Genomic DNA, 25388 nt, shown 5'->3' with positions numbered 1-25388 from the left:
TTCATTTTTTATTACTAAGGCTCATTCGGGCGACATATCTATGGTTCAGGTATCATGCGTAATTTGAGAGAAAACTTTCCCCATACTAATGGTAATCGTGCAGAAGCTGCTTCCGAGCAGAAGCCGCAACGCGACCCGTTGGGAGCGCATTCACCGGATTCGGATGGAGCGTGGAAGGCGCATTTTTCGCTTGGAGCAAATGTACGCTTTACCCGTACGCCGGAGGTTGAACTCGTTCGACGTCGCGGCGAAGATCTGCCGGATATCAACGGTCGTACGAAGGGTGTCGTTTCAGAAGCCTCTCCTGCTGAAGTTGAGAAGGCTGCAGAAGCCCAGCCGATGGCTGTCGCTGCTCTTCAGCAGTCGGTATCACAAAATATGGTTCGCACGCCCGTCGCACCTGTTCCACCTGTTGTGACGGCCGCCCCTGTCGCTCCGCTCGCACAGCCGGTTGAAGCTGCACCTGCGCAGGTCGCTGTGACGGCGGAGGTTGAGCCGATTAGCTCAAGCAACCCAATCAGTAATGCAACTGTTTCTGCATTCGCTCATCTGTCAGATTTCGCGTTCTGGGAAAGCTTCGATTTTGATTCAGCTCCGGCACATCCTATTGCCGTTGTCGTCGCAGAAACACCAAAGCGCCCTGCTCCAACAGTTGAATCCATCATTGCGCAGTTCCGCACTGTCGAGTGGAACAAGCAGAAAGTTGAAGAAGTACCAGTTGCTGAGGTCGCGCAGCCAGCCGTCACCGAGCCTGCACCGCAGCCTGCTGTAGCAGCTGTCGCAGAAGTGAGAATTGAAGCGCCCGTCATGCCTGAGCCTGTTGCTGTTCAGGTTGAAGCACCTGCGGCACCAACTGCGGAAGCGCCGAAGGTCGAGGAAGTCGTCGCAGCATCTCAGGAACCTATCGAAACCGATGTGGTCCTGAATGTTGTCGACGAGCAGTTTGTTGAAGAGGCAGAACAGCCCGCGCCGGTTGCTGCACCTGCAAAAACTGCACCTTCTATTGCGCTTTATCAGCCTCAGCCCCTCCCCCGTACGGAAGCTGTCGTCATGCATGGCGACTACGAGTTTCCGCCGCGCGATCTGCTTCAGGAGCCTCCTTCGCTGGATGGCAATGTCATCACGCAGGAAATGCTTGAGCGTAGCGCTGGCCTGCTCGAAAGTGTGCTGGAAGATTTTGGCGTGCGTGGCGAGATCATTCATGTTCGCCCCGGCCCTGTCGTTACGCTCTATGAATTTGAACCTGCACCGGGTGTAAAGTCTTCCCGCGTCATCGGTCTGGCGGATGATATTGCGCGCTCAATGTCGGCATTGTCGGCCCGCGTTGCTGTTGTTCCAGGCCGTAATGTCATTGGTATCGAGTTGCCGAATGCCAATCGCGAAACGGTTTATCTGCGTGAGATGATCGACTCCCGGACGTTCGAATCTTCGAACTATCGTCTGCCGCTTTGCCTTGGCAAAGGCATTGGTGGCGAGCCAATTATCGCGGAACTGGCCAAGATGCCTCACCTGCTCGTAGCTGGCACCACAGGCTCGGGTAAGTCGGTTGCCATCAACACGATGATCCTATCGCTGCTCTACCGATTCAAGCCGGAAGAATGCCGTCTGATCATGGTCGATCCAAAGATGCTGGAACTCTCCATCTATGATGGCATTCCGCATCTGCTGACGCCTGTTGTTACCGATCCGAAGAAGGCCGTTGTGGCTCTCAAATGGGCCGTGCGCGAGATGGAAGACCGCTATCGTAAGATGGCACGTCTTGGCGTGCGCAACATCGAGGGCTTCAATCAGCGTGCAGCTTCCGCCAAGGGCAAAGGCGAAACCGTGATGTGCACGGTGCAGTCGGGCTTTGACAAGGAAACAGGTGAACCCACCTACGTTCAGGAAGAACTCGATCTGACGCCAATGCCATATATCGTCGTTATCATCGACGAAATGGCCGACCTGATGATGGTTGCTGGCAAGGATATTGAAGGTGCCGTGCAGCGTTTGGCGCAGATGGCGCGTGCTGCAGGTATCCACCTTATCATGGCAACGCAGCGTCCTTCGGTTGACGTTATCACTGGCACGATCAAGGCAAACTTCCCGACCCGTATTTCGTTCCAGGTCACGTCCAAGATCGATAGCCGCACGATCCTCGGCGAAATGGGCGCAGAACAGCTTCTCGGCCAAGGAGACATGCTGCATATGGCCGGTGGTGGCCGTATCGTCCGTGTCCATGGACCATTCGTTTCTGATGAAGAAGTCGAAAAGGTCGTCAATCATCTGAAGGAACAGGGCCGCCCAGACTATTTGGCGACTGTAACCGAAGATGAAGAGGATGATGACACAGCGCAGGACGCGGCGGTGTTTGACAGCTCTGCAATGGGTTCGGAAGATGGCGACGATGTCTACGAGCAGGCCGTCAAGGTCGTGATGCGCGACAAGAAATGCTCGACTTCCTACATCCAGCGCCGTCTAGGCATCGGTTATAATCGCGCTGCCTCGCTCGTTGAACGCATGGAACAGGAGGGCCTGGTTGGCGCTGCCAACCATGTCGGCAAGCGCGAAATTCTGACTGGTAGTCGCGACTGATTGGTCAAAATAAGAGTGTCAAAAAGCCGGATCGCGTGAGCGTTCCGGCTTTTTTATACGCACGGACAAGGGCTTACGCAGGGTTGCAAAACGCCGCTTGTCAACTTATCCATTTAGGTTAATAATTGGTTCATTCGTACATTCTTGACTACCGGACGGCGTAGCTTTCGAAGTTATCGCCGCGCCCAAAAACAGGGAGAATGATCGATGAAAAGCATAATCGTTGGACCTAGCGACAGAGATCGAGTGGTCACACAGCAGGTATTGCAAAACATAAAATCCCAGATGGAAAAGCCGTCCGAAGATCGGACACAGGTTTGCAATGTTTTGCGCCTTTCTAAAGGTGGTTATTCGCATCGCAGACGCAGAGTTCATAAAAGCGCATAACCTAATTTATATATGCCAGCGCCATGTCCGCTCAGAGGACATCAGGCGCTGTTTTTTTGGCTAAAGCATGTCGCATCAAATCGTAACCACTGCACGCGCTCTATCTCTTCGTTTGTCCGCGACATGCTCTAATATGCTCTTTCAGTAACATTCTTTTGCCGTGCGCTGCACTTTCTAAAGTATGCCTTCTGGGGTATCTGAGGGCAGTTTGCCCCTCCCCCAAAGTTCAGGAAACTGCCATGTCCGCCCCGGCCCAAACAAATGAAGCCCCTCAAAAGAAGAAGTCGCGGTTCTTCCTCGGTTTTTTGTCAATTCTGGCTTTTGGTTTGTTTGCCTTGTTTCTTGGTCTGGGGATTTGGCAGGTAGAGCGCTTACAATGGAAGCTCGATCTCATAGCGCGCGTTGATGCACGCGTGCATGCCGAACCAATTGCAGCTCCGGGGCGTGATGACTGGGCCAATGTCAATCAGGCTGAAGATGAATACAGGCATGTCGCACTGACCGGAACCTATCTTAACGACAAGGAAATACTTGTTCGTGCTTTGACCGAGCGTGGTTCAGGTTTTTGGGTTCTTACCCCTTTACGCTCTAACGATGGTGCTCTGACATTCATAAATCGCGGTTTTATACCAGACACCAAGCGTGATCCTGCATTGCTGGCCGAGACGCAGATTGCCGGGGAAACGACTGTAACTGGCCTTTTGCGTATGCCTGAGCCGGATGGCTTTTTCCTTCGCCCCAACGATCCCGACCGCAATGAATGGAACTCGCGCGACGTGGTGGCTTTTGCCGCCAAAGAAGGCCTTGGCACCGTAGCGCCTTATTTCATCGATGCTGACGCACAGTCAAACCCGGGCAACGTGCCAATTGGCGGTCTTACTGTCGTCACTTTCCGCAACAACCATCTTTCTTATGCGATTACATGGTTCGCACTCGCGGCGATGGTTGCCGGTGCCGCCATTTTTGTCTGGCGGCACGAGCGGAAGGCAAATAGCTAGACATGCAGCGCGTGGCCGAGCGCCTTCATGCTGGCCTCGGCAAAGCCTTCACTCAGCGTCGGATGGGCATGGATCGTACCGGCAATATCTTCCAGACGTGCACCCATTTCGACGGCTTGAGCAAAGGCTGCTGATAGTTCCGAAATGCCAGCCCCAACTGCTTGAATACCAAGGATGGCATGATTGTCAGCTCGCGCGACCACGCGGATCATGCCGTCCTCTCTCTCGATGGTCATCGCACGACCATTGGCTTGAAACGGAAAAATTCCGGTCTGAATGTTGTGGCCAGCCTTGCGGGCATCGTCAGGCGATAAGCCCACAGTCACGATTTCAGGATCTGTAAAGCAGACGGCAGGAATGCAGCGTTTATCCCACACCTGCTTGCCGCCTGCAATAATTTCAGCCACCATTTCGCCTTGCACCATAGCTCGATGCGCAAGCATCGGTTCGCCGGTCACATCTCCAATCGCATAGACACCGCGCATGGATGTGCGACATTTGTCGTCAATGCGGATAAAACGCCCTTCCATATCAAGCCGGATTTCACTCAAACCCCAGCCATCCGTCTGCGGCTTGCGGCCGACCGTGACAAGAACCTTGTCCGCATCGATAGAACGGGTCGCGCCATCAGATGTGGTGACCTCCAATGCTGTGCTGTCCGACTTCATGCCTTTGGCGGAGGTATTGGTGAGTACCTCAACACCAAGCTGTTTCAGCCGCGCCATGACTGGTCGCGTCAGTTCCACATCATATTGCGGCAGAATGCGGTCAGTTGCTTCAGCGATCGTGACTTTCGAGCCGAGTTTGGCAAATGCCGTGCCTATTTCAAGCCCTATATAACCGCCGCCAACGATTGCCAGTTTTTCTGGTATTTTTTCGAGAGCGAGTGCTTCGGTCGATGAAATAATATTGCCGCCAAACGGCAACGAGGTAATTTCTACCGGCACAGAGCCCGTCGCAATGACGACGTTTTCAGCATGGATTGTCTGGCGTCCGGTATCGGTATCGACCAGCACGGTCTTGCCATCGATGAACCGGGCCTGTCCCTGAAACATGCGCACATGGGAGCGTTTTAGAAGACCCGCCACGCCGCTGTTAAGCCGGTTGACGATACCGTCTTTCCACTCAAGCGTTTTGACAAAGTCAATTGCGGGGTTTTGTGTCGTAATGCCAAGAGAACTCTTGTTTGCGAATGTTGTGAGGCGATGAAACTCGTCTGCTGCATGGATCAGCGCCTTCGACGGAATGCAGCCGACGTTCAGACATGTGCCGCCGAGACGCTTTTTTTCGACGAGTACCGTATCAATGCCAAGCTGTCCTGCACGTATGCCGCAGACATATCCGCCGGGACCACCACCAATGACCAGAAGTTTGCAGGAAATTTCACTCATAGTGTCAGCCTTCCACAAAGATCATCGCAGGTGTTTCGAGCAGGCTTTTTAGTTTCTGCACAAAGACGGCAGCGTCCCAGCCATCAATCACGCGATGGTCGAAGCTGCACGAAAGGTTCATCATCTTGCGCGGCACAAATTGTGTGCCGTCCCACATCGGGCGGACGGCCATCTTGTTAATACCGACAATCGCAACTTCCGGTCGATTGATGATTGGTGTCGTGGCGATTGCACCGAGCGGTCCGAGCGATGTGATTGTGATTGTGGAGCCGGACAGTTCTTCGCGCTTTGCAGTGCCATTGCGTGCAGCTTCTGTAACGCGCGTGAGCTCGGTTGCAGCCGCAAACACACTCATGCTTTCAGCATGACGCACGACCGGAACGATCAGCCCGTTCGGCGTTTGCGTAGCAATCCCCATATGCACGCCACCGAACTGACGGATAATGTCGGCTTCGTCGTCAAAATGTGCATTCAGTCCCGGCTGCTCTTTTACAGCCTTAACGATTGTGCGGATGACAAAAGGCAGCAGCGTTAATCTCGGGCGCCCTTCCTTCTTTTCATTATTGAGACCCGCGCGCAGTTCTTCGAGCTGCGTAACGTCGACCTCTTCGACGATGGTGATATGCGGGATATGACGTTTGGCTTCCGCCATGCGTTCGGCAATTTTGCGTCGAAGCCCGATTACTTTGATTTCATTAATCGAGGTATCGGCAACATATCCAGCTGTTTGCGGCGAACCACCTGCTTCCAGCTTGAAGTATGCATCCATGTCTTCATGTGTAATACGCCCTGCAGGGCCTGTGCCACGAACACGTCTGAGGTCTATGCCTGCATCCCGTGCTCGCAGCCTGACCGAAGGTGTCGCGAGCGGCTTTTCGCCCTCTGCGCGCAAGGGCCCTGCTCCGGTGAAGGTACGATTTATGGCTTCGCGTTTGGGCGCGGCGGGCTTTTCTGGAACCGGTGTTTGTAAAAGAACCGGTGCCGCTTCTTCAGCCTTTGCCTTGGGAGGCTCGACTGAAGCCGATGGCTCAGTCTTTACCGATTCTGGCTTTACAGATTCTTGTTTGCTATCCGCAGCGCCTTCGATTTCAAGTCTTACGAGTTCGGAGCCTACCGCAATTTTTTCACCGATTTCACCATTGGTCAGTACGACCTTACCGGCACGTGACGATGGAATCTCTACCGTCGCCTTATCGGTCATAACGGCGGCAAGCAGGTCATCTTCGCGCACAATGTCGCCAACCTTCACATGCCATTCGACAAGCTCGGCCTCAGCAACGCCTTCTCCAACATCGGGGAGCTTGATTGTAAAATGAGCCATGTTTCTCTCCCCTCAAGCTTCCATGATCGATGTGAGCGCGCGCCCAACCCGGTCAGGGCCAGGGAAATAAGCCCATTCCTGCGCATGTGGGTATGGCGTGTCCCAGCCGGTCACACGAACGATTGGCGCTTCGAGATGATAGAAGCAGTCGCGTTGCACGAGGGCTGCAAGTTCCGCACCATAGCCACAGGTAAGTGTTGCTTCATGCACGATCACACAGCGCCCAGTCTTCCTGACGGAAGCCATAATGGTTTCCGTATCAAGTGGTAACAGCGTACGCAGATCGATGATTTCAGCATCGACGCCTGTCTCTTCTGCCGCTGCAAGAGCCACATGAACCATGGTGCCATATGCCAGCACGGTCACATCATTACCTTCGCGACGGATCGCAGCCTTGCCAAGCGGCACGGTATAATAGCCTTCAGGCACATCGCCGAGATCATGCTTTTTCCACGAGGTAACCGGCTTATCGTGGTGACCATCGAACGGGCCGTTATAAAGCCGTTTTGGTTCAAACATGATGACTGGATCAGGATCTTCGATGGCTGCCAAGAGCAGACCTTTCGCGTCGGCTGGCGTTGAAGGCATTATCGTTTTCAAACCCGAAACGTGGGTGAAAAGTGCTTCCGGGCTCTGGCTGTGGGTCTGTCCGCCATAGATGCCGCCACCCGAAGGCATACGGATCACCAGAGGGCAGGTAAATTCACCCGCCGAGCGATAGCGCAAGCGTGCCGCTTCAGAGACAATCTGATCATAAGCCGGATAGACATAATCCGCGAATTGCACTTCGATACAGGGCCGCAGGCCATAAGTCGCCATACCGATGGCTGTTCCGACAATACCAAGTTCGCTGATAGGCGCGTCGAAACAGCGTTCTTTACCATATTTTTTCTGCAAACCGGCAGTGCACCGAAACACGCCGCCAAAATAGCCGACATCCTCACCGAACACGACGACCTTCTGATCGCGCTCCATGGCAATGTCATGGGCGCTCTGAATGGCCTCGATCATGGTCATTTTCGTCGTCTTGGTCATGTCTTAGAACCCCGCTTCGTGGCGCTGGCGGATCAGATGCGGCGGCGTTTCGGCATAGACATCCTCAAACATGTCGCGCATGGAAGGCTTGCGTCCGTCATGCAATGTGCCGATGGCCTCCGCCTCGCGCTGCGCTGCCACAACCATGTCCATCACTTCCGCTTCGGCCTGCTTGTGGCGTTCATCACTCCAAACGCCGCGCAAAATGAGATGGTTTTTCAATCGCAGGACTGGATCGCCCAAAGGCCAAGCATCGCTTTCAGCTTTCGGACGATACGCGGACGGATCGTCGGATGTTGAGTGCCCACCGGCCCGATAGGTCACATATTCAATGATTGTCGGGCCTAGATTACGCCTTGCGCGCTCGACAGCCCATTTGGCCACGGCATGGACAGCCAGATAATCGTTACCATCTACACGCAATGACGGAATGCCGAAACCGTGGCCGCGTGCTGCAAACGTACCCGAGCCGCCGCGCGCAATGCCCTGAAATGTCGAGATCGCCCATTGATTGTTGACGATATTCATCACCACAGGCGCTTTGTAGGTGGATGCAAAAACAAGTGCCGCGTGAAAATCACTTTCTGCGGTCGAGCCATCGCCAATCCAGGCAGCGGCAATCTTGGTATCGTGGCTGATGGCCGATGCCATGGCCCAGCCAACAGCCTGCGTATATTGCGTGGCAAGATTACCGGAAATGGTGAAGAAGCCATGCTCCTGTGACGAATACATCACCGGCAGCTGACGGCCTTTCAGCGGGTCCTGTTCGTTGGAGAAAATCTGGTTCATCATCGTGACGAGCGGATAATCATCAGCGATGAGAAGTCCCGCCTGTCGATAGGTCGGGAAATTCATATCGCCCTTACGCAGCGCCTTACGGAAAGCACAACTGACCGCTTCTTCCCCCAGATGCTGCATATAAAACGAGGTCTTGCCCTGCCGCTGTGCCATCATCATGCGCGCATCATAAGCGCGCAGTATCATCATATGACGCAGACCCTCTTTCAGCTCATCATCTGTAAGGGTTCCAGCCCATGGACCAACCGCCTCGCCATCCCGATTGAGCACCCGGATGATGCTGAATGCCAAATCGCGCATGGCTTCCGGCTTTTCATCTATTTCGGGGCGGCGCACGCTGCCTGCACGCGGGATCTTAACATGGGAGAAATCCGGCGCATCGCCGGGCCGCCATTCCGGTTCAGGAACATGCAGGGATAGGACGACATCGTCGCTCATGCGGGCATACCTCGCAAAACTGGCACAAAATGTCGAACGGGTGGATTGTGATTTTGTTCCGGCAAAGCATCTACGCTCTTCCGATAGCCAACCCTAAACAGATTGGCTTCATTCCTCCCATGCGACGTGAAGCCGGTTTTCCTCCTCCGATTTCACTTCATTCAGGGTGGAACGGCTTTCAGAATAAAGCAAGATTATTCTTGACTGGCCTTGCTCAATAGAAATCCGGTTAGTTCCCACGAGAAATATGGACTGTTGAAACCCGCTGTCGAAACAAGCTTATACAACTGATTTCATATATGTTTTTTATGAGAAGATTGATTGCGTATTGCGCAACATTATTTCCTTTCGTTGACGAAAAGGTCAGTACCAGCTGGTACTGACTGGATGTAAACGCGGAGAAAATTATGCGCTTTGCTGCCATGTGAGGCATTTTGTCCACAGCTCCAATGGCTGTGTTTGTTGCCGGATTGTAGGAATCGATTTGGTTTTGACACCAAATAAAGAAATGGCCCGTTTCCGGGCCATTTCTGTTGCTAGTCTAATGATGCTTGGTGCCTTCGCGCGCCAGTTCAGCGGTTGGGTCTCCAGCAAGGCGCTTACGCGCCCTGTCGTCCATCAACTCATACCACATGGCGTTCAATACGGCGAAAGCTACAGCAAGCGGCAGACCAAGAAGCCAGGAGAAATACCACATCTTGCTCTTCCTTTCTTAGTTTGAGGTAAAATTATGCTCTCATTTTAAAGTGTTAGAGCTACCTTTGTGCGCCCAGGTGGGCGCACGGTGCTCTAATAAGCGTGGTTGCTTTCGTCTTCGATCATTTCCTTATCAACCTTGCCCCACAGAACCTTATAAACCCACGAGGTATAGGCGACGATGAGTGGAAGGAAGATCAAGGTTACAACCAGCATGATGAACAAGGTCATGTGGCTCGACGATGCATCCCAGACTGTCAGGCTCGAACGGGGATCGATCGAAGATGGCAGAATGAACGGGAACATCGAGACACCGACTGAAGCGATAATGCCGAAGACGGATAGCTGTCCGGTGAGTATCGGTGCGATGTCTCGTTTGCTGCGAAACATGATGAAAAGAAGCAGCGGACCGAGAATGCCAAGGGCCGGTGCGATCAGGAGGATCGGATAGTTCATATAATTGACGAACCAGGCACCATGATCGAGTTCAACGGCCTTGCGCAGGGGGTTCGATGGTCCCCCTGTCACCACAGCACTGGTGATTGTGTAGCCCGATACCCAGAGCCAGCTGATGATGCCTGCCACCACGTAAAGTACGGTCGTCAGCAACGCTGCAATGCTGCCATATGAACGCGCCCTTGCGTGCACCTCGCCAGTGGTTTTCAACACCAGCCATCCCGCGCCGAGCATCGTCAGCATCGTGACGGAAAGCACACCGCAGAGAAGTGCAAACGGATTGAGCAACCCGAAGAATGTTCCGTCATAGAAGATCTGAAGATCGTCGTTGAAACGGAATGGCACGCCTTGCAAAACGTTTCCGACAGCAACGCCGAAGATCAACGAAGGCACGAAGCCACCGATGAACAACGCCCAGTCCCAGCCCGTACGCCACGCCACGCTGTCGCGTTTCGAGCGAAACTTAAAGCCAACCGGACGCAGGATCAGGGCAAACAATATAAGAAACATTGCCAGATAGAATCCTGAGAAGGATACGGCGTAAAGCGGTGGCCAAGCGGCGAAGATAGCGCCGCCGCCAAGGATCAACCACACCTGATTGCCTTCCCAAATGGGACCGATGGTATTGATGACAATACGCCGCTCGACATCCGTTCTACCGGCAAACGGCAACAAAATCCCGACGCCAAGATCGAAACCATCCATCGCAGCAAAGGCGATCAGCAATACACCGAGCAGCACCCACCAGATGATGCGGAGTGTTTCATAGTCCAACAAGTCGCTGAGTATCATGATCTTTACTCCGCTGGCGCAATGCTTACAGGTGCAAGCTTTGCTTCTGGTTTGCTGTCGGGTTCAGGCCCGGCTTTGATCGCGCGCAACATCAGGCCCATTTCGATGATGAACAGGACTGTGTAGATCGCTACAAATCCGACGATCGTCAAAAGAACCGTCGAGGCACCAAGATTGGAGACGGCAACCGCTGTTGGCAGAATACCTTCAATAATCCAAGGCTGTCGTCCGAACTCAGCGACAATCCAGCCCATTTCCGCAGCGATCCATGGCAGTGGAATGGCGAAGACTGCAACTTTGAGCAGGAATGGATGGCGATCCAGCTTGCGCCGCGCAGACAGCACGAAGAATGTGCCGGTCAACAGGATCAAGAAGAAGCCGATGCCGACCATGATGCGGAACGCCCAGAACAAGGGCAATACGCCCGGAACGGTGTCATTGGCCGCCTGCGCGATTTGCGCATCAGTTGCTTGACGCGGATCATCGACATAGCGCTTCAGAAGCAGCGCATAACCCATCCACTGGCTATTATCGGCGAATACATCCTTGACGTCCTGCGGCACAACGCTTGTATCGCCTGCAGCACGGATTTTCTGAAGCGCATCATAAGCGATGATGCCCTTACGGATATGGCCCTGCGCATTTTCGACGAGCTGCTCAATGCCTTCGATTGGCGTTGTCAGCGAGCGTGTACCAATCAGACCCATGACCCAAGGAATATGCACGGCATAATGGGTTTCACGTGCTTCCTGATTTGGAAAGCCGAAGACAGTGAATGAAGCCGGAGCCGGCTCTGTTTCCCACATGGCTTCGATGGCCGCGATTTTCATCTTCTGATGTTCATTGGCGAGATAACCGCTTTCGTCGCCGAGAACGACCACTGAAAGAGAAGCCGCGAGACCAAACGACGCCGCAACAGTCATCGACCGCTTGGCGAGCTCGGTGGAGCGACCCTTCAACAGATACCAGGCAGAAACGCCGAGTACAAAAATCGAAGCCGTTACATAGCCAGCCGAAACGGTGTGCACGAATTTCGCCTGCGCCACTGGGTTCATCAGAACCGCAAAGAAGTCGGTGATCTCCATACGCATCGTTTCGGGATTGAATGCTGAACCAACCGGGTTTTGCATCCAACCGTTGGCGATCAGAATCCATAGCGCGGAGAAGTTTGACCCGGCTGCGACCGCATAGGTCGCCATGAGGTGACCGACCTTGGACAGACGATCCCAGCCAAAGAAGAACAGGCCAACGAAGGTTGCTTCAAGGAAGAAGGCCATCATGCCTTCAATAGCAAGCGGCGCTCCGAATATGTCGCCGACATAATGGCTGTAATAGCTCCAGTTCATGCCGAACTGAAACTCCATCACAACGCCGGTAGCGACGCCCATAACGAAGTTGATACCAAACAGCGTACCCCAGAATTTTGTCATCTGCCGCCAGATGAGCCTTCCGGTCATGACATAAACGGTTTCCATGATGGCAAGCAGCACGGACAGACCCAATGTCAGAGGTACGAAGAGGAAGTGATAAAGTGCCGTAATTGCAAACTGCAATCTCGACAGGGAGACAATATCGAATTCCATCTCTTTAAGCCGGCAAATCCGGCCCTCCTGATGTTACGAGCTGCTACCGATGCTGAACCGGCTCACAGCCCCCCTACTTAAAATTCACCTCAAAGATTTGAGGGCTTTGTCGAAAGAGGGTTCTCCTTTGGTCATCGAATGAACGAGCGCGCCTTGATCCAAAACAATTGCACGATCACAAATGCGTGCTTCGCGTTGAATATGCGTCGCAATCAATAAGGTACGGCCCTTGGCCTGTTCACTGAGGCGGCAAAGCACATCCTCGGCAGTTGCCTGATCGAGTCCTTCAGTGGGCTCATCAAGGAGCCATAAAGGAGCATCGGTCAGGAACAGTCGGGCCAAAGCAAGGCGTCTGGCCTGACCACCAGAGAGCCCAAGTCCCCCCTCGCCCAAAACCGTATCCATTCCCTCGGTCTGGGCGTCCATGAAGTCGCCTAAACCGGCGGCTTCTAATGCGGCGTTTAACTCCGCATCGCTTGCATCTGACTTCGCGAGCTTGAGATTGTTACGAAGACTGTCTTTGAACAGCTCAGTTCGCTGCGTCAGAAGTCGTGCTGGCAAAACCCGGACATTGCCGTCCTCGGCAGTGATCTCGCCAGCCAGCACATTGAAAAGAGTAGACTTACCAGCACCACTGGTGCCGATGATCGCCAAGCGTTCGCCTGTAAAGATGTTCAGATCAACCGTATCAAGAGCTTTCGCTACAACACCTTCATGGCGAACGGTGACATGTTCCAGGTTCACGGCATAGCCTCTTGCAGGCGCTGCCAGCGATTGGATGTTGTCCGGTGCTTCAAGTGCAGGAGCGACGCGGCGCGCAGCGAGTATTGTGCGGCCGAGTTCCATTGCACCACGGCGCAGTGCTGCAAATGGCTCCATCGCGCCAAGGATAATAAGCAATCCAAGCGCCGCTACCGGGGCATTGATCAATCCAGCTTGCATGAGTAATCCGACACCGATCAGTCCGCCCGCCAGTAGGCCAGCATGAAGAATGCCAAGACCGGCACCGGTCGAAATTTCAATGCGGTTGAGAACGCGGTCGCTTGATGCGATGTAGCTATCGGCCCGCATGATGCTTGCATTCTGACTGTTCATGCGCCCAGCCATTAAGAGTTCAGTCTGACCTGCGACCAGATCGACCGTCCGCGCACGCAATGCTTCAGTGCCTTTGGCGCGCTGGCGCATTGGCTTTTCAGCCCGTTTAGCCGCAATAAGTGGCAGTCCCAGTCCGATAAAAAGCAACGTCAACGCAATGATCAAACCAAAAAGCGGATACATCAGACCAAGCGCCACACCAGTGGTGATCGCTGTTGCGAGTGCTGCCCCTGCTGGCACAAGGACGCGCAGATAAAGTGAATCAAGTGCATCGATATCAGCAGTCAGCCTGAACAGAAGCCGTGCCGGTCGTTTGAGCAATGCACTGGCCGCTGCCGGGCGGGCCCAGCTGCGGAACAGCTTTTCGCGTAGCGCTGCGAGAATGGCGAGCGTCGCATCATGCGTTACAAGACGCTCCAGATAGCGCGCGCCTGTACGTAAAATTGCCAGAAGTCGAATACCGGCAGCTGGCGCAAAAACATCGAAAACTACGGCAGTTGCAACACTTAAACCGGCAATAGCAGTGGCTGTAATAAACCAACCGGAAAGCCCGAGCAGCGCGATGCCCGCGAGAACCGTTGCTGTTGCGGCTGCAATGCCCGCATAAAGCATCAACCCTTTTGTGCGGAAGAAAAGCTGCAGGATCGGGCCGAGCGATTGAAGTCCCTTCATTCTGCTGCCCTTTTCTGCCAGATTTGCCCATTGCCACTCAAATCATTGAGCCGAACCACGCGATCCATACGGCTTGCGAGCGTCTCATCATGTGTTGAAATGATGAGCGTCTTGCCCTTGGCAAGACTGATCAGAGTATCAGCGATGCGATCCGCTGTTTCATGATCAAGATGTGCCGTTGGCTCGTCAGCGAGAATGATATCGGCATCTTGATCCACAGCAATCCGCGCTAAGGCCAATCGAAGTGCTTCACCACCGGAAAGCCCGGCACCATTTTCGCCGATTACTCCGGCTCCGGTAATGCCTGCGACATGGCTCAAGGCCATCTGGTCGATGATAGAAGCAGTCTTCTCGACACAGGCATCGCGACCAAGAGTTATATTGTGTCGGGCGCTGCCTGCAAAAATATGCGGCTTCTGGCCGACCCATCGCATTCTTGTACGCAGGGTTGCAGCCGTTTCATTTTGAAGCGGAACACCACCAATCCGGATTTCACCTTCCTGTGGTGCCGCCAATCCAGCAATCAAAGCAAGCAATGTCGACTTGCCATAACCGCTCGGCGCGAGAAGTGCCACGTGCTCTCCCGATTCAATATCGAGATTAAAACCGCTGAAGACATCCTCACCAGTGGAATACCGAAAGCGGACATTCCGAAGCATCAGCGACGGCGCGTTCTCGACTTTCTCCACAGCAGTAATGCCACCAACCACAGGCATTTCGTGCATTGAAAGTTCCTCGAGTGCATCAATGGCGGCTTCGCCAGATGCCCTGTCATGCCAAACGGCGGAGAGATCGCGCAGAGGTTCAAAGAATGCGGGAGCAAGCAGGAGAATAAATAAGCCTTCAGCGAGGCTTAGCTTATTTCCCCAAGCACCAAAGCCTAAAGGTCCGAGCAGATGAAAGCCGATGTAAACCGCCACCATGGCAACGCCAAGGGCTGCGAAGAGCTCCAGAACGGCAGATGACAGGAAAGCGATACGTAAAACAATCATTGTCTTGCTGCGTAGTGTCTCGGCATTATCGCGGAGACGTGTCGCGGTCATATCGACAGCACTAAAGCTGCGAATTGTTGCAAGCCCACGCAGACGATCAAGCAGAAAACCGTTCATGTCGCCCAAAGCAATGAGTTGCTTTTCACTGGCAGCTTTTGCACGCCAGCCAATAAGCGCCATGAAAATCGGGATCAAAGGTGCTGCTATCAGCAGGATCGCTGCTGCTATCCAGGAAAACCAAAACACGACGGCAAGGATTGCCAGTGGCACGAGCATAACCCGAATGCGAACTGGTACAAAACGAGAGAGATAGGGAACAATCATCTCAGCCTGTTCAGCGAGTATGCTTGCAGCTTCACCGGAAGACGGACGGGACGTATCAAGGGGAGAGTGTTGCGATAACGCCGTTACAGCTTTTTCTCGTAGCTTGGCCAACTCACTTCTGGCTGCATCGAACGCCTTTTTCGCGCCATGTGCGTCCAGAAGGTTACGCACACAGCCTATAAGAAATAGTCCCGCAGCAAGATAATAGATTGTTGCATCAAAGCCTGTATTAGCGAGATAGCCCACGCCATAGGCGAGAAGTGCAGCCTGTGGCAGCCATAAAAGTGCTGCCACAGCTTGAAACCTTGCCCCCGTTTTTAGCAGAGACGGAACTGGACGCCGACGCGGACGACGTTTGTCGCCAGAGGTTTCGCCGTCTTGTCGTGCCGCTTCTTCCGTTCGGGGGGCAACGGGTTTCACTCTCGCTTAGGCTCCTTTTTGGCCGATGTTCTACCCCTTCCCAGAGCCACGATCCTGTCGGTCGTCTCCAGAAAGCGGGTCACCTTGGCGCCAAGCGCCAGCAGGCTGGTCAATCTGTCGGTATCGAGTTTCTTGACGTCGTCGTACCAGTTGGTTAGCCGCTCGATGAGCGCGTACATGTCCTTCATGCGGTCTTGCGCATATTGGTCGCCGGCGTCCTGCGGCTGTTCCATCAGGACTTCGCGCAGAACTGTAAGGGTCGGATCGATCTCGCGCTTCTTGCGTTCTTCGGCAAGCGTTCGCAAAATCACCCATACATCGCCCGGCGTCGTGAAAAAGTCGCGACGATCACCGGGTATGTGCTTTAACAGCACAAGATTCCAGCCCTGCAACTCGCGGATGCCCATCGAAACGTTGGAGCGCGAAACACCAAGCGCATCAACGATATCATCCGCACACAAGGGTTCAGACGATAGATAGAGCAGCGCATAAATCTGTCCAACCGTACGATTGATACCCCAGCGGCTACCCATCTCTCCGAAGTGGAGTACAAACGACTGAACAATTGGCGATAATTCCAAGTTCTCTCTCCCGTAAATTCTGAACTTTCAGAAATTACTGAAATTCAGATAATTCAAATGGCCTCAACCTTCAATCCGCATGTCTGGATGCAAGGTGCATATGGACAATTGGCCGCAGCCTTCAGCACTCCTCCAAATGCCTCAAGCCGATGCTTCCAACCATCATTTCTGGTCGGAAGATGAAGGAAGCTCTTTGCTGTCCTGCGTTTGATCACGATGAATCACCGCGCGGCTTAGCAACATGAGCGTTACCGGCGTTGTGATGACCACAAAGACGGTAATCAACACTTCATGCAGAATCGGCTTGGATTGCAAGATGGAGAAAAACATGATGGAAGCGATCAAGATTCCACCGGCACCGAACGAAGAACCAATAGTCGGCGCATGAATGCGTTCATAAAAACTCTTAAAACGAACAAGTCCAATGCAACCGACGAGCGTCAGGAAGGCGCCGGAAACAAGAAAAAACGAAATGACGATTGCGGCCCAGACGGGCAGATCAGCAGCTCCGATCATTCGATGACCTCCCCGCGCATCAGGAATTTGGCAAGTGCAACAGTGGCTACAAAACCGAGCAATGAAATGATAAGTGCGGCTTCAAAATAGATGACGCTGCCTGTGCGCATGCCAAAAGTAAGCAGCAATAAAAGCGCGTTGAGGTAAAGGGCGTCAGTTGCCAGTACGCGATCTTGCGCACGTGGTCCGATGAGCAAGCGATAAACCACACAGCCCATGGCGGCGATGAGCATGATCTGTGCGGCGAGTAGTGACCAGAAAAGAATAACTGCGCTCATGCCGATTGCTCCTCTTTCACTATGTCTCGCGCCCCGAAGATGCGAATGAGTGGCTGTTCATAACGTTGCTTGATCGTTGTTCGCCAAGTTTTGGCATCTTCCAGATCAAGAACGTGGATCGTCAGCGCTTTACGGGCAACGTTGTAATCAACCCATGCAGTTCCCGGCGTCGTTGTGATGATACAAGCAAGGATTGCCAGCCCTGTCCGGTTTTCAAGATCAAGCGGAATGACCACGAATCCCGGATGGCGCTCCTTACGCCGAGACAGGATCAGTTTCACGACTGCAATGTTCGATGTGAGGATGTCGATGCTGACGGCCCAAAACAGCCACAACATGGTCGGAATCGAGCGCAAATGATTTTTCTGTGGCTGAAGCGCTGTCATCGCATGACAGGCAAAGAGCGCAATAATGATGCCCAGGATCAGCTGAGCGCGTGTAAACCCGTTCAGCAGAAGCCAAAACACGATCAAAGATACGAAGAGCAGCGGGAAAGGTAGAATTTTTCTCATTTTACCTCCACCGTTGCTCCGCCCACACGCGGGGCGTCCAGGACACTGTTGATGTAGTCTTTCGGATTGTGCAGCGAACGAGCTGTTGCATCCATATAACGCATGGCCGGACCTGCTGCGATGGTGAGTGCCAGGCAGACGGCCAGTAGACCGGCTATAGGCACCACTTCGCGGACCAGAACGCGCGGGACATTGCCCTCAAGCGACGCCCAGAATGTGCGAATGCCTGTGCGCGTCATCGCAATCAGCGCCGAAAGTCCAGAAAGCAGGATAAGCGCGATCAGTGCCCAACTTGCCGGGCTGACTGGCATAGCCAATGTCGGTGCGGCTCCATCGCCGTTGAAAACGGCTGCAAGGATCAGGAACTTCGCGATAAAGCCAGAGAATGGTGGCAAGCCGATCAGAAGTATAGCCACTACGGCAAAGCAGGTGCCGAGAATGGCCAGGGTTGCAGGCAGTACTACGCCAACTTCCTCTTCCTCTTCTTCTTCCTCGTCGTCGCCATAGGCTTCCATCGTGACCGCAAGAACGTTTGCCGCAGCATCCTGACCACGCTCGACAAGTTCGATCAGCAGGAAGAAAGCAGCAATCGTCAGTGTGGAGCTGACCATGTAGAAGAGTGCTGCACCTGTCATCGCGGTGTTGCCGCTGCCGATGGCGGCAAGCAATGTGCCGGAGGATACCAGAATGCTGTAGCTCGCAAGACGACCCATAGCCTGCGATGCGACCACGCCGATTAAGCCAAATGCCAGCGTGACCATCCCGCCGTAATAGAGCCAGTCGTTACCAAACCCGTAGGATTCGCCAGCTCCAATACCGAACATGAGCGGTGAAAGACGCAAAAGAACGTAAATGCCGACCTTACTCATGATCGCGAAAATAGCCGCAATCGGAGCAGCAGCTGCCGTATAAGCAGGTACGAGCCAGAAATTGAGTGGCCACATACCGGCTTTCACGAGGAACGCAACGGCGAGAATGGCAGCGCCTGCTTCAAGGAGCATACGATCTTCTGGCGCAACCTGCGAAATCTTCTGCGCCAGATCCGCCATGTTAAGCGTACCCGTCACACCGTAAATCAGACTGACCCCGATCAGGAATAGCGACGAAGCAACCAGATTGACCGCGATATAGTGCATGCCAGCTTTAACGCGTGCCGGACCTGAACCATGGAGCGCCAGGCCGTAAGATGCTGCAAGCATAACCTCAAAGAAAACAAAGAGATTGAACAGATCGCCTGTCAGAAACGCGCCATTAAGGCCCATGAGCAGAAGCTGGAAAATCGTATGGAAATTCGGGCTTGCCTTGTGCCAATGGGCAAGCGCAAAGCTGAGTGCTGCCAGTGCAAGCACACTGGTTAGCATCAGCATCAACGCAGCAAGCCTGTCGAGAACCAACACAATGCCGAATGGTGCGGGCCAGTTGCCGATCAGATAAACTGATGCTTCCGGTGCTTTTTCGCTCGCAACGCCGAGTAGCGTGTACGCAATGTAGATCAAGCCGATGATAGAGATCGTATTGATCGTCATTTTGAGCTTGCGCTTGCGTTCGTCGAACATCAGCAACAATGCAGCTGTTACAAGCGGCAAGAGAATGGGCGCGACGATGAGGTGTGACTTCCAATCCATCATCAATTCTCCTTGCCGTCGACATGGTCGGTGCGTGTCATTCCGCGCGATGCGAGCAACACGACAAGGAAAAGCGCAGTCATTGCAAAGCCGATAACGATCGCTGTCAGAACCAGTGCCTGAGGCACAGGATCGGTATATTGCGCGGCCTGAACATTAATGCCGGAATCAAGAACAGGAGGTGCATTGGTGCGCAAACGGCCCATCGAGAAGATGAACAGATTAACCGCATAAGAGACAAGCGCCAGACCGATGGCGACCTGAAACGTGCGTGGGCGCAGGATCAGCCAGACACCAGACGACATCAACACGCCGATTGCTATAGCGAGAACCAGTTCCATCAGTTCTCCTCCTTCGCAGCGGCAAGTTTTTCAACACGATGTTTACGGATCGACTGGTGAGCAAGCGCAATCAACATCAGAACCGTGGCGCCCACGACGAGAGCGAAGACGCCGATATCGAAGATCAATGCGCTCGCAACGGGCATTTTTCCTACATATGGAATATCTGCATACTGGAAGAACGTGGTCATGAACGGGTAACCGAATATCCATGCACCTGCACCAGTTGCCGCCGCTATCAACAAGCCAAAACCGATCCAGCGCACAGGAAGAATACGCAGGTGGTCTTCAACCCAGCGCGTACCAGCCGCAAGATACTGCAGAATGAATGCAACGGCCAAAGTGATACCGGCTGCAAAGCCGCCGCCCGGCAGATCGTGACCGCGCAGGATTAGATGAACTGCAAGCACGATGATGACCGGGAACAGCCACTGCATGATCACAGAAGGTACAGCCAGATAATCGGTGAGGGTTTCGCCCTTCTCGCGATCTTCCATAGCCTCATCATACGCATCCTGAATCTTCTGCTGTGCAGTTGAGCCAGTGCTGTCTGGTGCCGGACGGAAACGGCGCAACAATGCGAACACAGTTAGGCCAACGATGCCTAGAACCGCGATTTCACCGAAAGTATCGAAGGCGCGGAAATCAACCAGAGTGACGTTTACGACATTTTTGCCCCCGCCGCCCGAATAGGCGTTTTGCAGGAAGTAGTCGCCAATGCTGACAGGCGATGGGCGGGTCATCATCGCATAGGAGATGATAAACACACCGACACCACTGCCAATAGCCAGCGCGAAATCGCGATAACGGCGAATTCTTGGCCCGAATTTCACCGGAATTGGATCTGGATCTTCCCAGCGCTTGGGCAGCCAGCGAAGACCAAGCAGGAGCAGTACGGTCGTCACGATTTCCACCAGTAACTGCGTTACGGCAAGATCAGGCGCTGAGAGCCATACAAACGTTATACAGGTGATAAGCCCTGCCCCGCCGAGCAGGATCAAAGCTGCAAGACGGTGATATTTTGCCTGATAAGCAGCGCCAATTGCACATGCTCCGCCCAAAATCCAAAGCCCGGCAAAAATTGGATCGACAGGCTGCACGCCAAGCATACCCGCATGGATGCCATCTTCGAAAATTGGCCATGCGGCGGCAACGAGAGCAACGGCCACGACAATACGCAGCTGTGGCTGGAGACGACGCGTGCTGAAGAAGTTTTCGGCCTTACGCGCCCAGTTCCATGAGACTGTGACGAGCACACGCTCGAAAATACGCTGACCCTGTAAATGACGGAAGAAGGGGGGGCCATCTTCACTGGTCGCCAGATAATTTTTCAGCGCCCAATGCAGAATAATACCGCCAATCATGGCAACGATACTCATCATCAGCGGAAGGTTAAATCCGTGCCAGACTGAAAGGCTATATTGCGGTGCTGCATCTCCAAGCACTGAAACCACAGCCGAGTGCAGGAAAGGTCCGATTGCGATATTCGGAATGATGCCGATCAACAGGCAGAGCAAGACCAGAAGCTCGATCGGGCGACGCATCCAGTGTGGCGGCTCGTGCGGTGCTTTCGGCAGGTCATGCGGTGCAGGGCCGAAGAAGGTCGAGTAGATGAAACGTACCGAATAAGCGACCGTAAATATACCTGCTAATGTGGCAATATAAGGCGTGATTGTATCCAACGACGATGCCATGTGCGTTTCGACGGCTTCGGCAAAGAACATTTCTTTGGATAGGAAGCCGTTGAGCAGCGGAACACCGGCCATGGAAGCGCTCGCAACCATTGCAAGCGTCGCGGTATAAGGCATGGCGCGAGCAAGACCACTCAGCTTGCGCATGTCACGCGTGCCAGTTTCATGGTCGATGATGCCCGCTGCCATGAACAAAGACGCCTTGAAGATGGCGTGGTTGACCATGTGGAAGATCGCTGCAACAGCAGCAAGCGGACTGCCAAGGCTCAACAGGGCGGTAATAAGCCCAAGATTGCTGATGGTTGAATAAGCCAGCAAACCTTTGAGGTCCTGCTGGAATACCGCAAAAAAGCTGCCGATCAACAAGGTTGTCAGGCCGGCAAGGCCCAAAATCCAGAACCATTCTTCGGTGCCCGCAAACACTGGCCACAAGCGCGCGAGCAGGAAGACACCCGCTTTCACCATCGTTGCCGAATGAAGATAGGCGGACACAGGCGTCGGCGCTGCCATTGCATTGGGTAGCCAGAAATGGAACGGGAACTGCGCCGACTTGGTGAAAGCGGCCATAAGAATAAGAACCAGCGCGACCGTGTAGAGTGGATGCGCGCGAACGACATTTCCTGCTTCAAGAACTTTGTCGAGATCGTAGCTGCCAACAATGTGACCGAGCAAAAGCACGCCTGCAAGCAAGCAGAAGCCGCCAATACCGGTTACTGTCAAAGCCATACGCGCGCCATCGCGGGCGCTGGCATTGTGATACCAGTAGCCGATGAGCAGGAACGAGAAGATGCTGGTCAGCTCCCAGAACACGGCGAGCAGAACAATGTTGCCCGACAGGACGACGCCGAGCATCGAACCCATGAAGGACAACAGGAACGAGAAAAAACGCGGGACCGGATCTTCCGGTGACATGTAATAGCGTGCGTAAATGACAACCAACAGACCGATGCCGGTAATCAGCATGGCGAATAGCCACGCAAAACCATCCATCCGGAACGTTACATTCAAGCCGTAGTTCGGAAGCCAGTCAATTGATCCGCGAACAACACCTCCGTCCGCGACGATGGGGTAAAGGCTTGCTGTAATGATAAAGGCTACAAGCGCAATCGCTGCTGTAAACCATGCTGAACCTGTGCGATCAACACCCCTGAATAGACCTGTTATAGCGCTGCCAAGAAAGGGTAAAAGGACAAGCAAGAAAAGCATTCTGCCGTCCATCGTCATGCGCCACAGGCCTCCATTCCGTAATCAATGTTGATCCGAAGCAGGCACCGCTCATGAAAACAGCAACAGGAACGCTCCGGTAAGTTGTCGAGAGGAATCATATATTCCGATGTCTTTATTATGACCGGCTAGGGGCTATTATGGCAATAGCTTTCAATGGCTTATCGCGATATTTTGAATCATTTTAGTCTGCAAACACGCCAGAAAACAGCTTCCTTAGTGCCAGATTTCCACACAACCGCATTTTATCGGGCATATTGACGCGCAATTTTTGCAACCGAATGACAGCCTGCACCGTGTGCGTTGGCGGATTAATTAGTGATTCCTAACCTTCCAGAAGCGTCTTAGCGAGTTTCTCTGCTTGAACGCGAATATCCGGCACGGCCGTCACTTCCCAGAAGACACCTTTTGTTACCGGTCCAATCGCGAAGATTGGCCCTGACGGTTCGCCACGCGCATTCAAGACCTGCAGATCTGCTGTAACATCAAGGCCTAGATCGACAGCGTCAGGCTTTGCAAGTCCATGCTCCATCAGACTAGTCAGCGCGAGATTGCGCGTCGTTGAAAATCGCGAACTTCCGCCACGACAATCAATGATCGTTTGAACGTCAAGCTCCTCAAGTCCAACGCCCCATCGTTTGCGATAGCTAATTATGACGCGATCAGCTTTGTTCTTAACAGAAGTGAGATGTGCAGCGGTGATTGTGAGCTGCCCCGATTGCTGTGCAATTTGAATGCGATCAGCGACCTCCGGGGCCATCCGGTGACGATGTACGTCCCACCATGGCCGTAGGTGCCGCAGAAAGCTCTGGCGTTGCCTCGCAGGCAGTCTGTTCCAGATGTTCTTCGTGTGAGGTCGCAATCCATCAATTACGCTGCGCCAGCTTTTACCCTCCGCCTCACATTGAACAATCATCTTACGAACAATATGCAAAAGCCTAGGCAATCCATCGGCAACCAGTAGCGCATCCGCGTCGATTGGGAATGGTTCAGCCGGTGCATGGCGTGCCGGCAGCAAACCTCGCCGGGAAATCGCATGAATCTTGCCCTTGTGCCCCCTGTCTAGCAGTGAAATCACACTGTCGACCATGGACAATCCTGTGCCAAAAATCGCTACCGGATGATCGGAAGGAATGTCGAAATAGCCGTCGCTGGACCAGTATTCGGTCACATGAACGCCAGATGTCGCAATTGCGGCTTCATTGCCTGTGGCGACAATAATAGTATCTGCGTGGAAGCTTTCACCTGTAGAGTTTGTTACCTGCGGACGCAGGCCTTCAAAAGAGACGTCGGAAACATCTGAAGTTTCAATAAAAATTCGCGGCGCATCACTCTCGATATATGGTTTGAGCAAATCATTGAGGTATAGCCGATAAAGAGCGCGTGGCGCGAAGGATTGCGGCTGCCACGCAGCTTCCGTCATAGAGTGAGAATTGTTTTGAAGCCAGTTGAGAAAATGTTCTGGCTGATCTGGAAACGCGCTCATATTGCTGGCGCGGACATTCAACAGATGATTGGGATTTTGCGTTGAATAGGCGATCCCTGCCCCTAAATCACCTGAACGCTCGAAAACACGAACCGTCGTTTCTGGGGAACGGCCAAGCAATTGTGCGGCCATGAGAACACCACTCGCACCGCCTCCGATAATAATAAATGACTTCAAACGATCGTAACCTCGTAGCGCTTAGTCGGTTATGAACTGGCGGTTCACACCGACTTTTTCTTTGGCGTTCCCATATTCCGATAAATTTTGTCAGATTTCGAATAAAAACGAAAGGCAAAAGCTAAATTATCCCAAAAATCCGCATCGTTCAGTTCACAGAACTGAAACAATTAAGCGAAGAAACGCGTCATCTGTTGACAGTGTGTTTCAGAAACATGGGCTGGCTTCTTGTTCAAAAATCACAATATTTTGCATGAGATTTTCCCAAGCGCTGCAATAAGTTTGCAGCACAGAATCGCCGTAAAAACAGGACACTGATGATGAGCAATAGTTATATCGCCGCCCTTAAGAAGCGTCGTACACAATACGCACTCGGCAAAAACCTTCCCCTCTCCCAGGATGCGACTGCCGAGCTGATCCGCGAAGCAATTAAGCATTCGCCATCCTCCTTCAATTCGCAAAGCTCGCGCGCTATTGTTCTTTTTGGTGCTGAGAGCGACAAACTCTGGAACATCGCCAAGGAAGAGCTCCGCAAGATCGTTCCTGCTGATGCTTTTGAGCAGACCGAAGCCAAAATCAACAGCTTTGCTGCTGGCGCAGGCACTGTGTTGTTCTTTGAAGACCAGAATGTCGTTAAGAGCCTTCAGGAGAACTTTGCACTTTATGCAGACAATTTCCCGGTTTGGTCGGAACAGGCTGGCGGCATGGCACAGCTTTCGGTTTGGTCGGCACTTGCCAATGCAGACATCGGTGCAAGCCTCCAGCATTACAATCCGCTGATCGACGCCGAAGTTGCCAAGACCTGGGATATTCCATCGTCATGGAAGCTGCGTGCGCAGATGCCATTTGGCTCGAATGAGCAGGCTTTTGGCGACAAAGCTTTTATGGATGATGGCGAACGCTTCAAGATCTTCGCATAATACATTGCCATTGATTTATGAAACGGCTGGAATTTTCCAGCCGTTTTTATTTTACGGCTAAATAT

21 protein-coding genes are annotated in these 25388 nt (G+C 53.2%); 4 read left to right on the top strand and 17 right to left on the bottom strand.

The window, feature by feature from the left end; translation table 11 throughout:
* Positions 1–54: 54 nt before the first annotated feature.
* The 3 genes from OIV19_RS04595 (at position 55) to OIV19_RS04585 (ending at position 3959) form a co-directional block, all read left to right on the top strand.
* Positions 55–2574 carry a DNA translocase FtsK gene (locus tag OIV19_RS04595; RefSeq protein ID WP_264230803.1) on the top strand — a complete coding sequence of 840 codons (2520 nt, stop codon included), beginning with the start codon at positions 55–57 and terminating at the stop codon, positions 2572–2574.
* 207 nt (positions 2575–2781) lie between these two features.
* Positions 2782–2961 carry a hypothetical protein gene (locus tag OIV19_RS04590; protein WP_095444420.1) on the top strand — a complete coding sequence of 60 codons (180 nt, stop codon included), beginning with the start codon at positions 2782–2784 and terminating at the stop codon, positions 2959–2961.
* A gap of 239 nt (positions 2962–3200) precedes the next feature.
* Positions 3201–3959, top strand: a complete 759-nt coding sequence (locus tag OIV19_RS04585; protein ID WP_264230802.1) for an SURF1 family protein — start codon at positions 3201–3203, stop codon at positions 3957–3959.
* Here the strand turns inward: OIV19_RS04585 and lpdA are convergent.
* The 17 genes from lpdA to OIV19_RS04500 form a co-directional block, all read right to left on the bottom strand.
* Positions 3956–5350 (bottom strand): dihydrolipoyl dehydrogenase, encoded by a 1395-nt coding sequence (gene lpdA, locus OIV19_RS04580; protein ID WP_264230801.1) that lies wholly within the window; start codon positions 5348–5350, stop codon positions 3956–3958. The genes OIV19_RS04585 and lpdA overlap by 4 nt on opposite strands.
* A 4-nt stretch (positions 5351–5354) precedes the next feature.
* Complete coding sequence (locus tag OIV19_RS04575) at positions 5355–6671, bottom strand: dihydrolipoamide acetyltransferase family protein (RefSeq protein ID WP_264230800.1); 1317 nt, start codon at positions 6669–6671, stop codon at positions 5355–5357.
* A 12-nt stretch (positions 6672–6683) separates the two neighbouring features.
* Entirely contained in the window at positions 6684–7706 is a 1023-nt protein-coding gene (locus OIV19_RS04570; RefSeq protein WP_095444416.1) for an alpha-ketoacid dehydrogenase subunit beta, read from the bottom strand.
* Between the two features lie 3 nt (positions 7707–7709).
* Positions 7710–8942: a 3-methyl-2-oxobutanoate dehydrogenase (2-methylpropanoyl-transferring) subunit alpha gene (locus tag OIV19_RS04565; RefSeq protein WP_111787176.1), complete on the bottom strand. Its 1233-nt coding sequence runs from the start codon at positions 8940–8942 to the stop codon at positions 7710–7712.
* Between the two features lie 541 nt (positions 8943–9483).
* Complete coding sequence (gene cydX, locus OIV19_RS04560; protein WP_151092303.1) at positions 9484–9639, bottom strand: cytochrome bd-I oxidase subunit CydX; 156 nt, start codon at positions 9637–9639, stop codon at positions 9484–9486.
* 92 nt (positions 9640–9731) lie between these two features.
* Positions 9732–10886: a cytochrome d ubiquinol oxidase subunit II gene (cydB, locus tag OIV19_RS04555; protein WP_264230799.1), complete on the bottom strand. Its 1155-nt coding sequence runs from the start codon at positions 10884–10886 to the stop codon at positions 9732–9734.
* A gap of 5 nt (positions 10887–10891) precedes the next feature.
* The gene (locus tag OIV19_RS04550) at positions 10892–12469 is read right to left on the bottom strand and encodes a cytochrome ubiquinol oxidase subunit I (protein WP_095444412.1); all 1578 of its coding nucleotides are present in this window, start codon (positions 12467–12469) and stop codon (positions 10892–10894) included.
* An 84-nt stretch (positions 12470–12553) separates the two neighbouring features.
* The gene (cydC, locus tag OIV19_RS04545; protein ID WP_264230798.1) at positions 12554–14236 is read right to left on the bottom strand and encodes a thiol reductant ABC exporter subunit CydC; all 1683 of its coding nucleotides are present in this window, start codon (positions 14234–14236) and stop codon (positions 12554–12556) included.
* Entirely contained in the window at positions 14233–15972 is a 1740-nt protein-coding gene (gene cydD / locus OIV19_RS04540) for a thiol reductant ABC exporter subunit CydD (protein ID WP_264230797.1), read from the bottom strand. The genes cydC and cydD overlap by 4 nt, the downstream gene beginning before the upstream one ends.
* Positions 15969–16553, bottom strand: coding sequence for a GbsR/MarR family transcriptional regulator (locus OIV19_RS04535; RefSeq protein WP_191793232.1), 585 nt, complete (start codon positions 16551–16553; stop codon positions 15969–15971). The genes cydD and OIV19_RS04535 overlap by 4 nt, the downstream gene beginning before the upstream one ends.
* Before the next feature lie 162 nt (positions 16554–16715).
* Entirely contained in the window at positions 16716–17069 is a 354-nt protein-coding gene (gene mnhG, locus OIV19_RS04530) for a monovalent cation/H(+) antiporter subunit G (RefSeq protein ID WP_024897890.1), read from the bottom strand.
* The gene (locus tag OIV19_RS04525; protein WP_024897889.1) at positions 17066–17347 is read right to left on the bottom strand and encodes a K+/H+ antiporter subunit F; all 282 of its coding nucleotides are present in this window, start codon (positions 17345–17347) and stop codon (positions 17066–17068) included. The genes mnhG and OIV19_RS04525 overlap by 4 nt, the downstream gene beginning before the upstream one ends.
* Positions 17344–17859, bottom strand: a complete 516-nt coding sequence (locus OIV19_RS04520; protein ID WP_151092295.1) for a Na+/H+ antiporter subunit E — start codon at positions 17857–17859, stop codon at positions 17344–17346. Before OIV19_RS04520 ends, OIV19_RS04525 begins: the two co-directional genes overlap by 4 nt.
* Positions 17856–19484, bottom strand: a complete 1629-nt coding sequence (locus tag OIV19_RS04515) for a monovalent cation/H+ antiporter subunit D (RefSeq protein ID WP_151092383.1) — start codon at positions 19482–19484, stop codon at positions 17856–17858. The genes OIV19_RS04520 and OIV19_RS04515 overlap by 4 nt, the downstream gene beginning before the upstream one ends.
* Before the next feature lie 2 nt (positions 19485–19486).
* Positions 19487–19825 carry a Na+/H+ antiporter subunit C gene (locus tag OIV19_RS04510; protein ID WP_007879195.1) on the bottom strand — a complete coding sequence of 113 codons (339 nt, stop codon included), beginning with the start codon at positions 19823–19825 and terminating at the stop codon, positions 19487–19489.
* On the bottom strand, positions 19825–22740 hold the full coding sequence (locus OIV19_RS04505; RefSeq protein ID WP_095444404.1) for a monovalent cation/H+ antiporter subunit A: 2916 nt from the start codon (positions 22738–22740) through the stop codon (positions 19825–19827). The genes OIV19_RS04510 and OIV19_RS04505 overlap by 1 nt, the downstream gene beginning before the upstream one ends.
* Before the next feature lie 325 nt (positions 22741–23065).
* The gene (locus OIV19_RS04500) at positions 23066–24403 is read right to left on the bottom strand and encodes an FAD/NAD(P)-binding protein (RefSeq protein WP_264230796.1); all 1338 of its coding nucleotides are present in this window, start codon (positions 24401–24403) and stop codon (positions 23066–23068) included.
* A 320-nt stretch (positions 24404–24723) separates the two neighbouring features.
* On the opposite strand from OIV19_RS04500, the gene OIV19_RS04495 reads away from it, so the two are divergent.
* Positions 24724–25323: a nitroreductase family protein gene (locus OIV19_RS04495; RefSeq protein WP_191793312.1), complete on the top strand. Its 600-nt coding sequence runs from the start codon at positions 24724–24726 to the stop codon at positions 25321–25323.
* The last annotated feature ends 65 nt before the right edge of the window (positions 25324–25388 follow it).

The organism is Brucella sp. HL-2 (assembly GCF_025846885.2).
Lineage (GTDB): Bacteria > Pseudomonadota > Alphaproteobacteria > Rhizobiales > Rhizobiaceae > Brucella > Brucella quorumnocens.
This window is presented reverse-complemented; position numbering and strand designations above follow the sequence as displayed.

Coding starts and splice junctions, on each gene's coding strand:
- OIV19_RS04595 (WP_264230803.1), top strand. CDS start 55: ATGCGTAATTTGAGAGAAAACTTTCCCCATACTAATGGTAATCGTGCA.
- OIV19_RS04590 (WP_095444420.1), top strand. CDS start 2,782: ATGAAAAGCATAATCGTTGGACCTAGCGACAGAGATCGAGTGGTCACA.
- OIV19_RS04585 (WP_264230802.1), top strand. CDS start 3,201: ATGTCCGCCCCGGCCCAAACAAATGAAGCCCCTCAAAAGAAGAAGTCG.
- lpdA (WP_264230801.1), bottom strand. CDS start 5,350: ATGAGTGAAATTTCCTGCAAACTTCTGGTCATTGGTGGTGGTCCCGGC.
- OIV19_RS04575 (WP_264230800.1), bottom strand. CDS start 6,671: ATGGCTCATTTTACAATCAAGCTCCCCGATGTTGGAGAAGGCGTTGCT.
- OIV19_RS04570 (WP_095444416.1), bottom strand. CDS start 7,706: ATGACCAAGACGACGAAAATGACCATGATCGAGGCCATTCAGAGCGCC.
- OIV19_RS04565 (WP_111787176.1), bottom strand. CDS start 8,942: ATGAGCGACGATGTCGTCCTATCCCTGCATGTTCCTGAACCGGAATGG.
- cydX (WP_151092303.1), bottom strand. CDS start 9,639: ATGTGGTATTTCTCCTGGCTTCTTGGTCTGCCGCTTGCTGTAGCTTTC.
- cydB (WP_264230799.1), bottom strand. CDS start 10,886: ATGATACTCAGCGACTTGTTGGACTATGAAACACTCCGCATCATCTGG.
- OIV19_RS04550 (WP_095444412.1), bottom strand. CDS start 12,469: ATGGAATTCGATATTGTCTCCCTGTCGAGATTGCAGTTTGCAATTACG.
- cydC (WP_264230798.1), bottom strand. CDS start 14,236: ATGAAGGGACTTCAATCGCTCGGCCCGATCCTGCAGCTTTTCTTCCGC.
- mnhG (WP_024897890.1), bottom strand. CDS start 17,069: ATGATCGGAGCTGCTGATCTGCCCGTCTGGGCCGCAATCGTCATTTCG.
- OIV19_RS04525 (WP_024897889.1), bottom strand. CDS start 17,347: ATGAGCGCAGTTATTCTTTTCTGGTCACTACTCGCCGCACAGATCATG.
- OIV19_RS04520 (WP_151092295.1), bottom strand. CDS start 17,859: ATGAGAAAAATTCTACCTTTCCCGCTGCTCTTCGTATCTTTGATCGTG.
- OIV19_RS04515 (WP_151092383.1), bottom strand. CDS start 19,484: ATGGATTGGAAGTCACACCTCATCGTCGCGCCCATTCTCTTGCCGCTT.
- OIV19_RS04510 (WP_007879195.1), bottom strand. CDS start 19,825: ATGGAACTGGTTCTCGCTATAGCAATCGGCGTGTTGATGTCGTCTGGT.
- OIV19_RS04505 (WP_095444404.1), bottom strand. CDS start 22,740: ATGACGATGGACGGCAGAATGCTTTTCTTGCTTGTCCTTTTACCCTTT.
- OIV19_RS04495 (WP_191793312.1), top strand. CDS start 24,724: ATGAGCAATAGTTATATCGCCGCCCTTAAGAAGCGTCGTACACAATAC.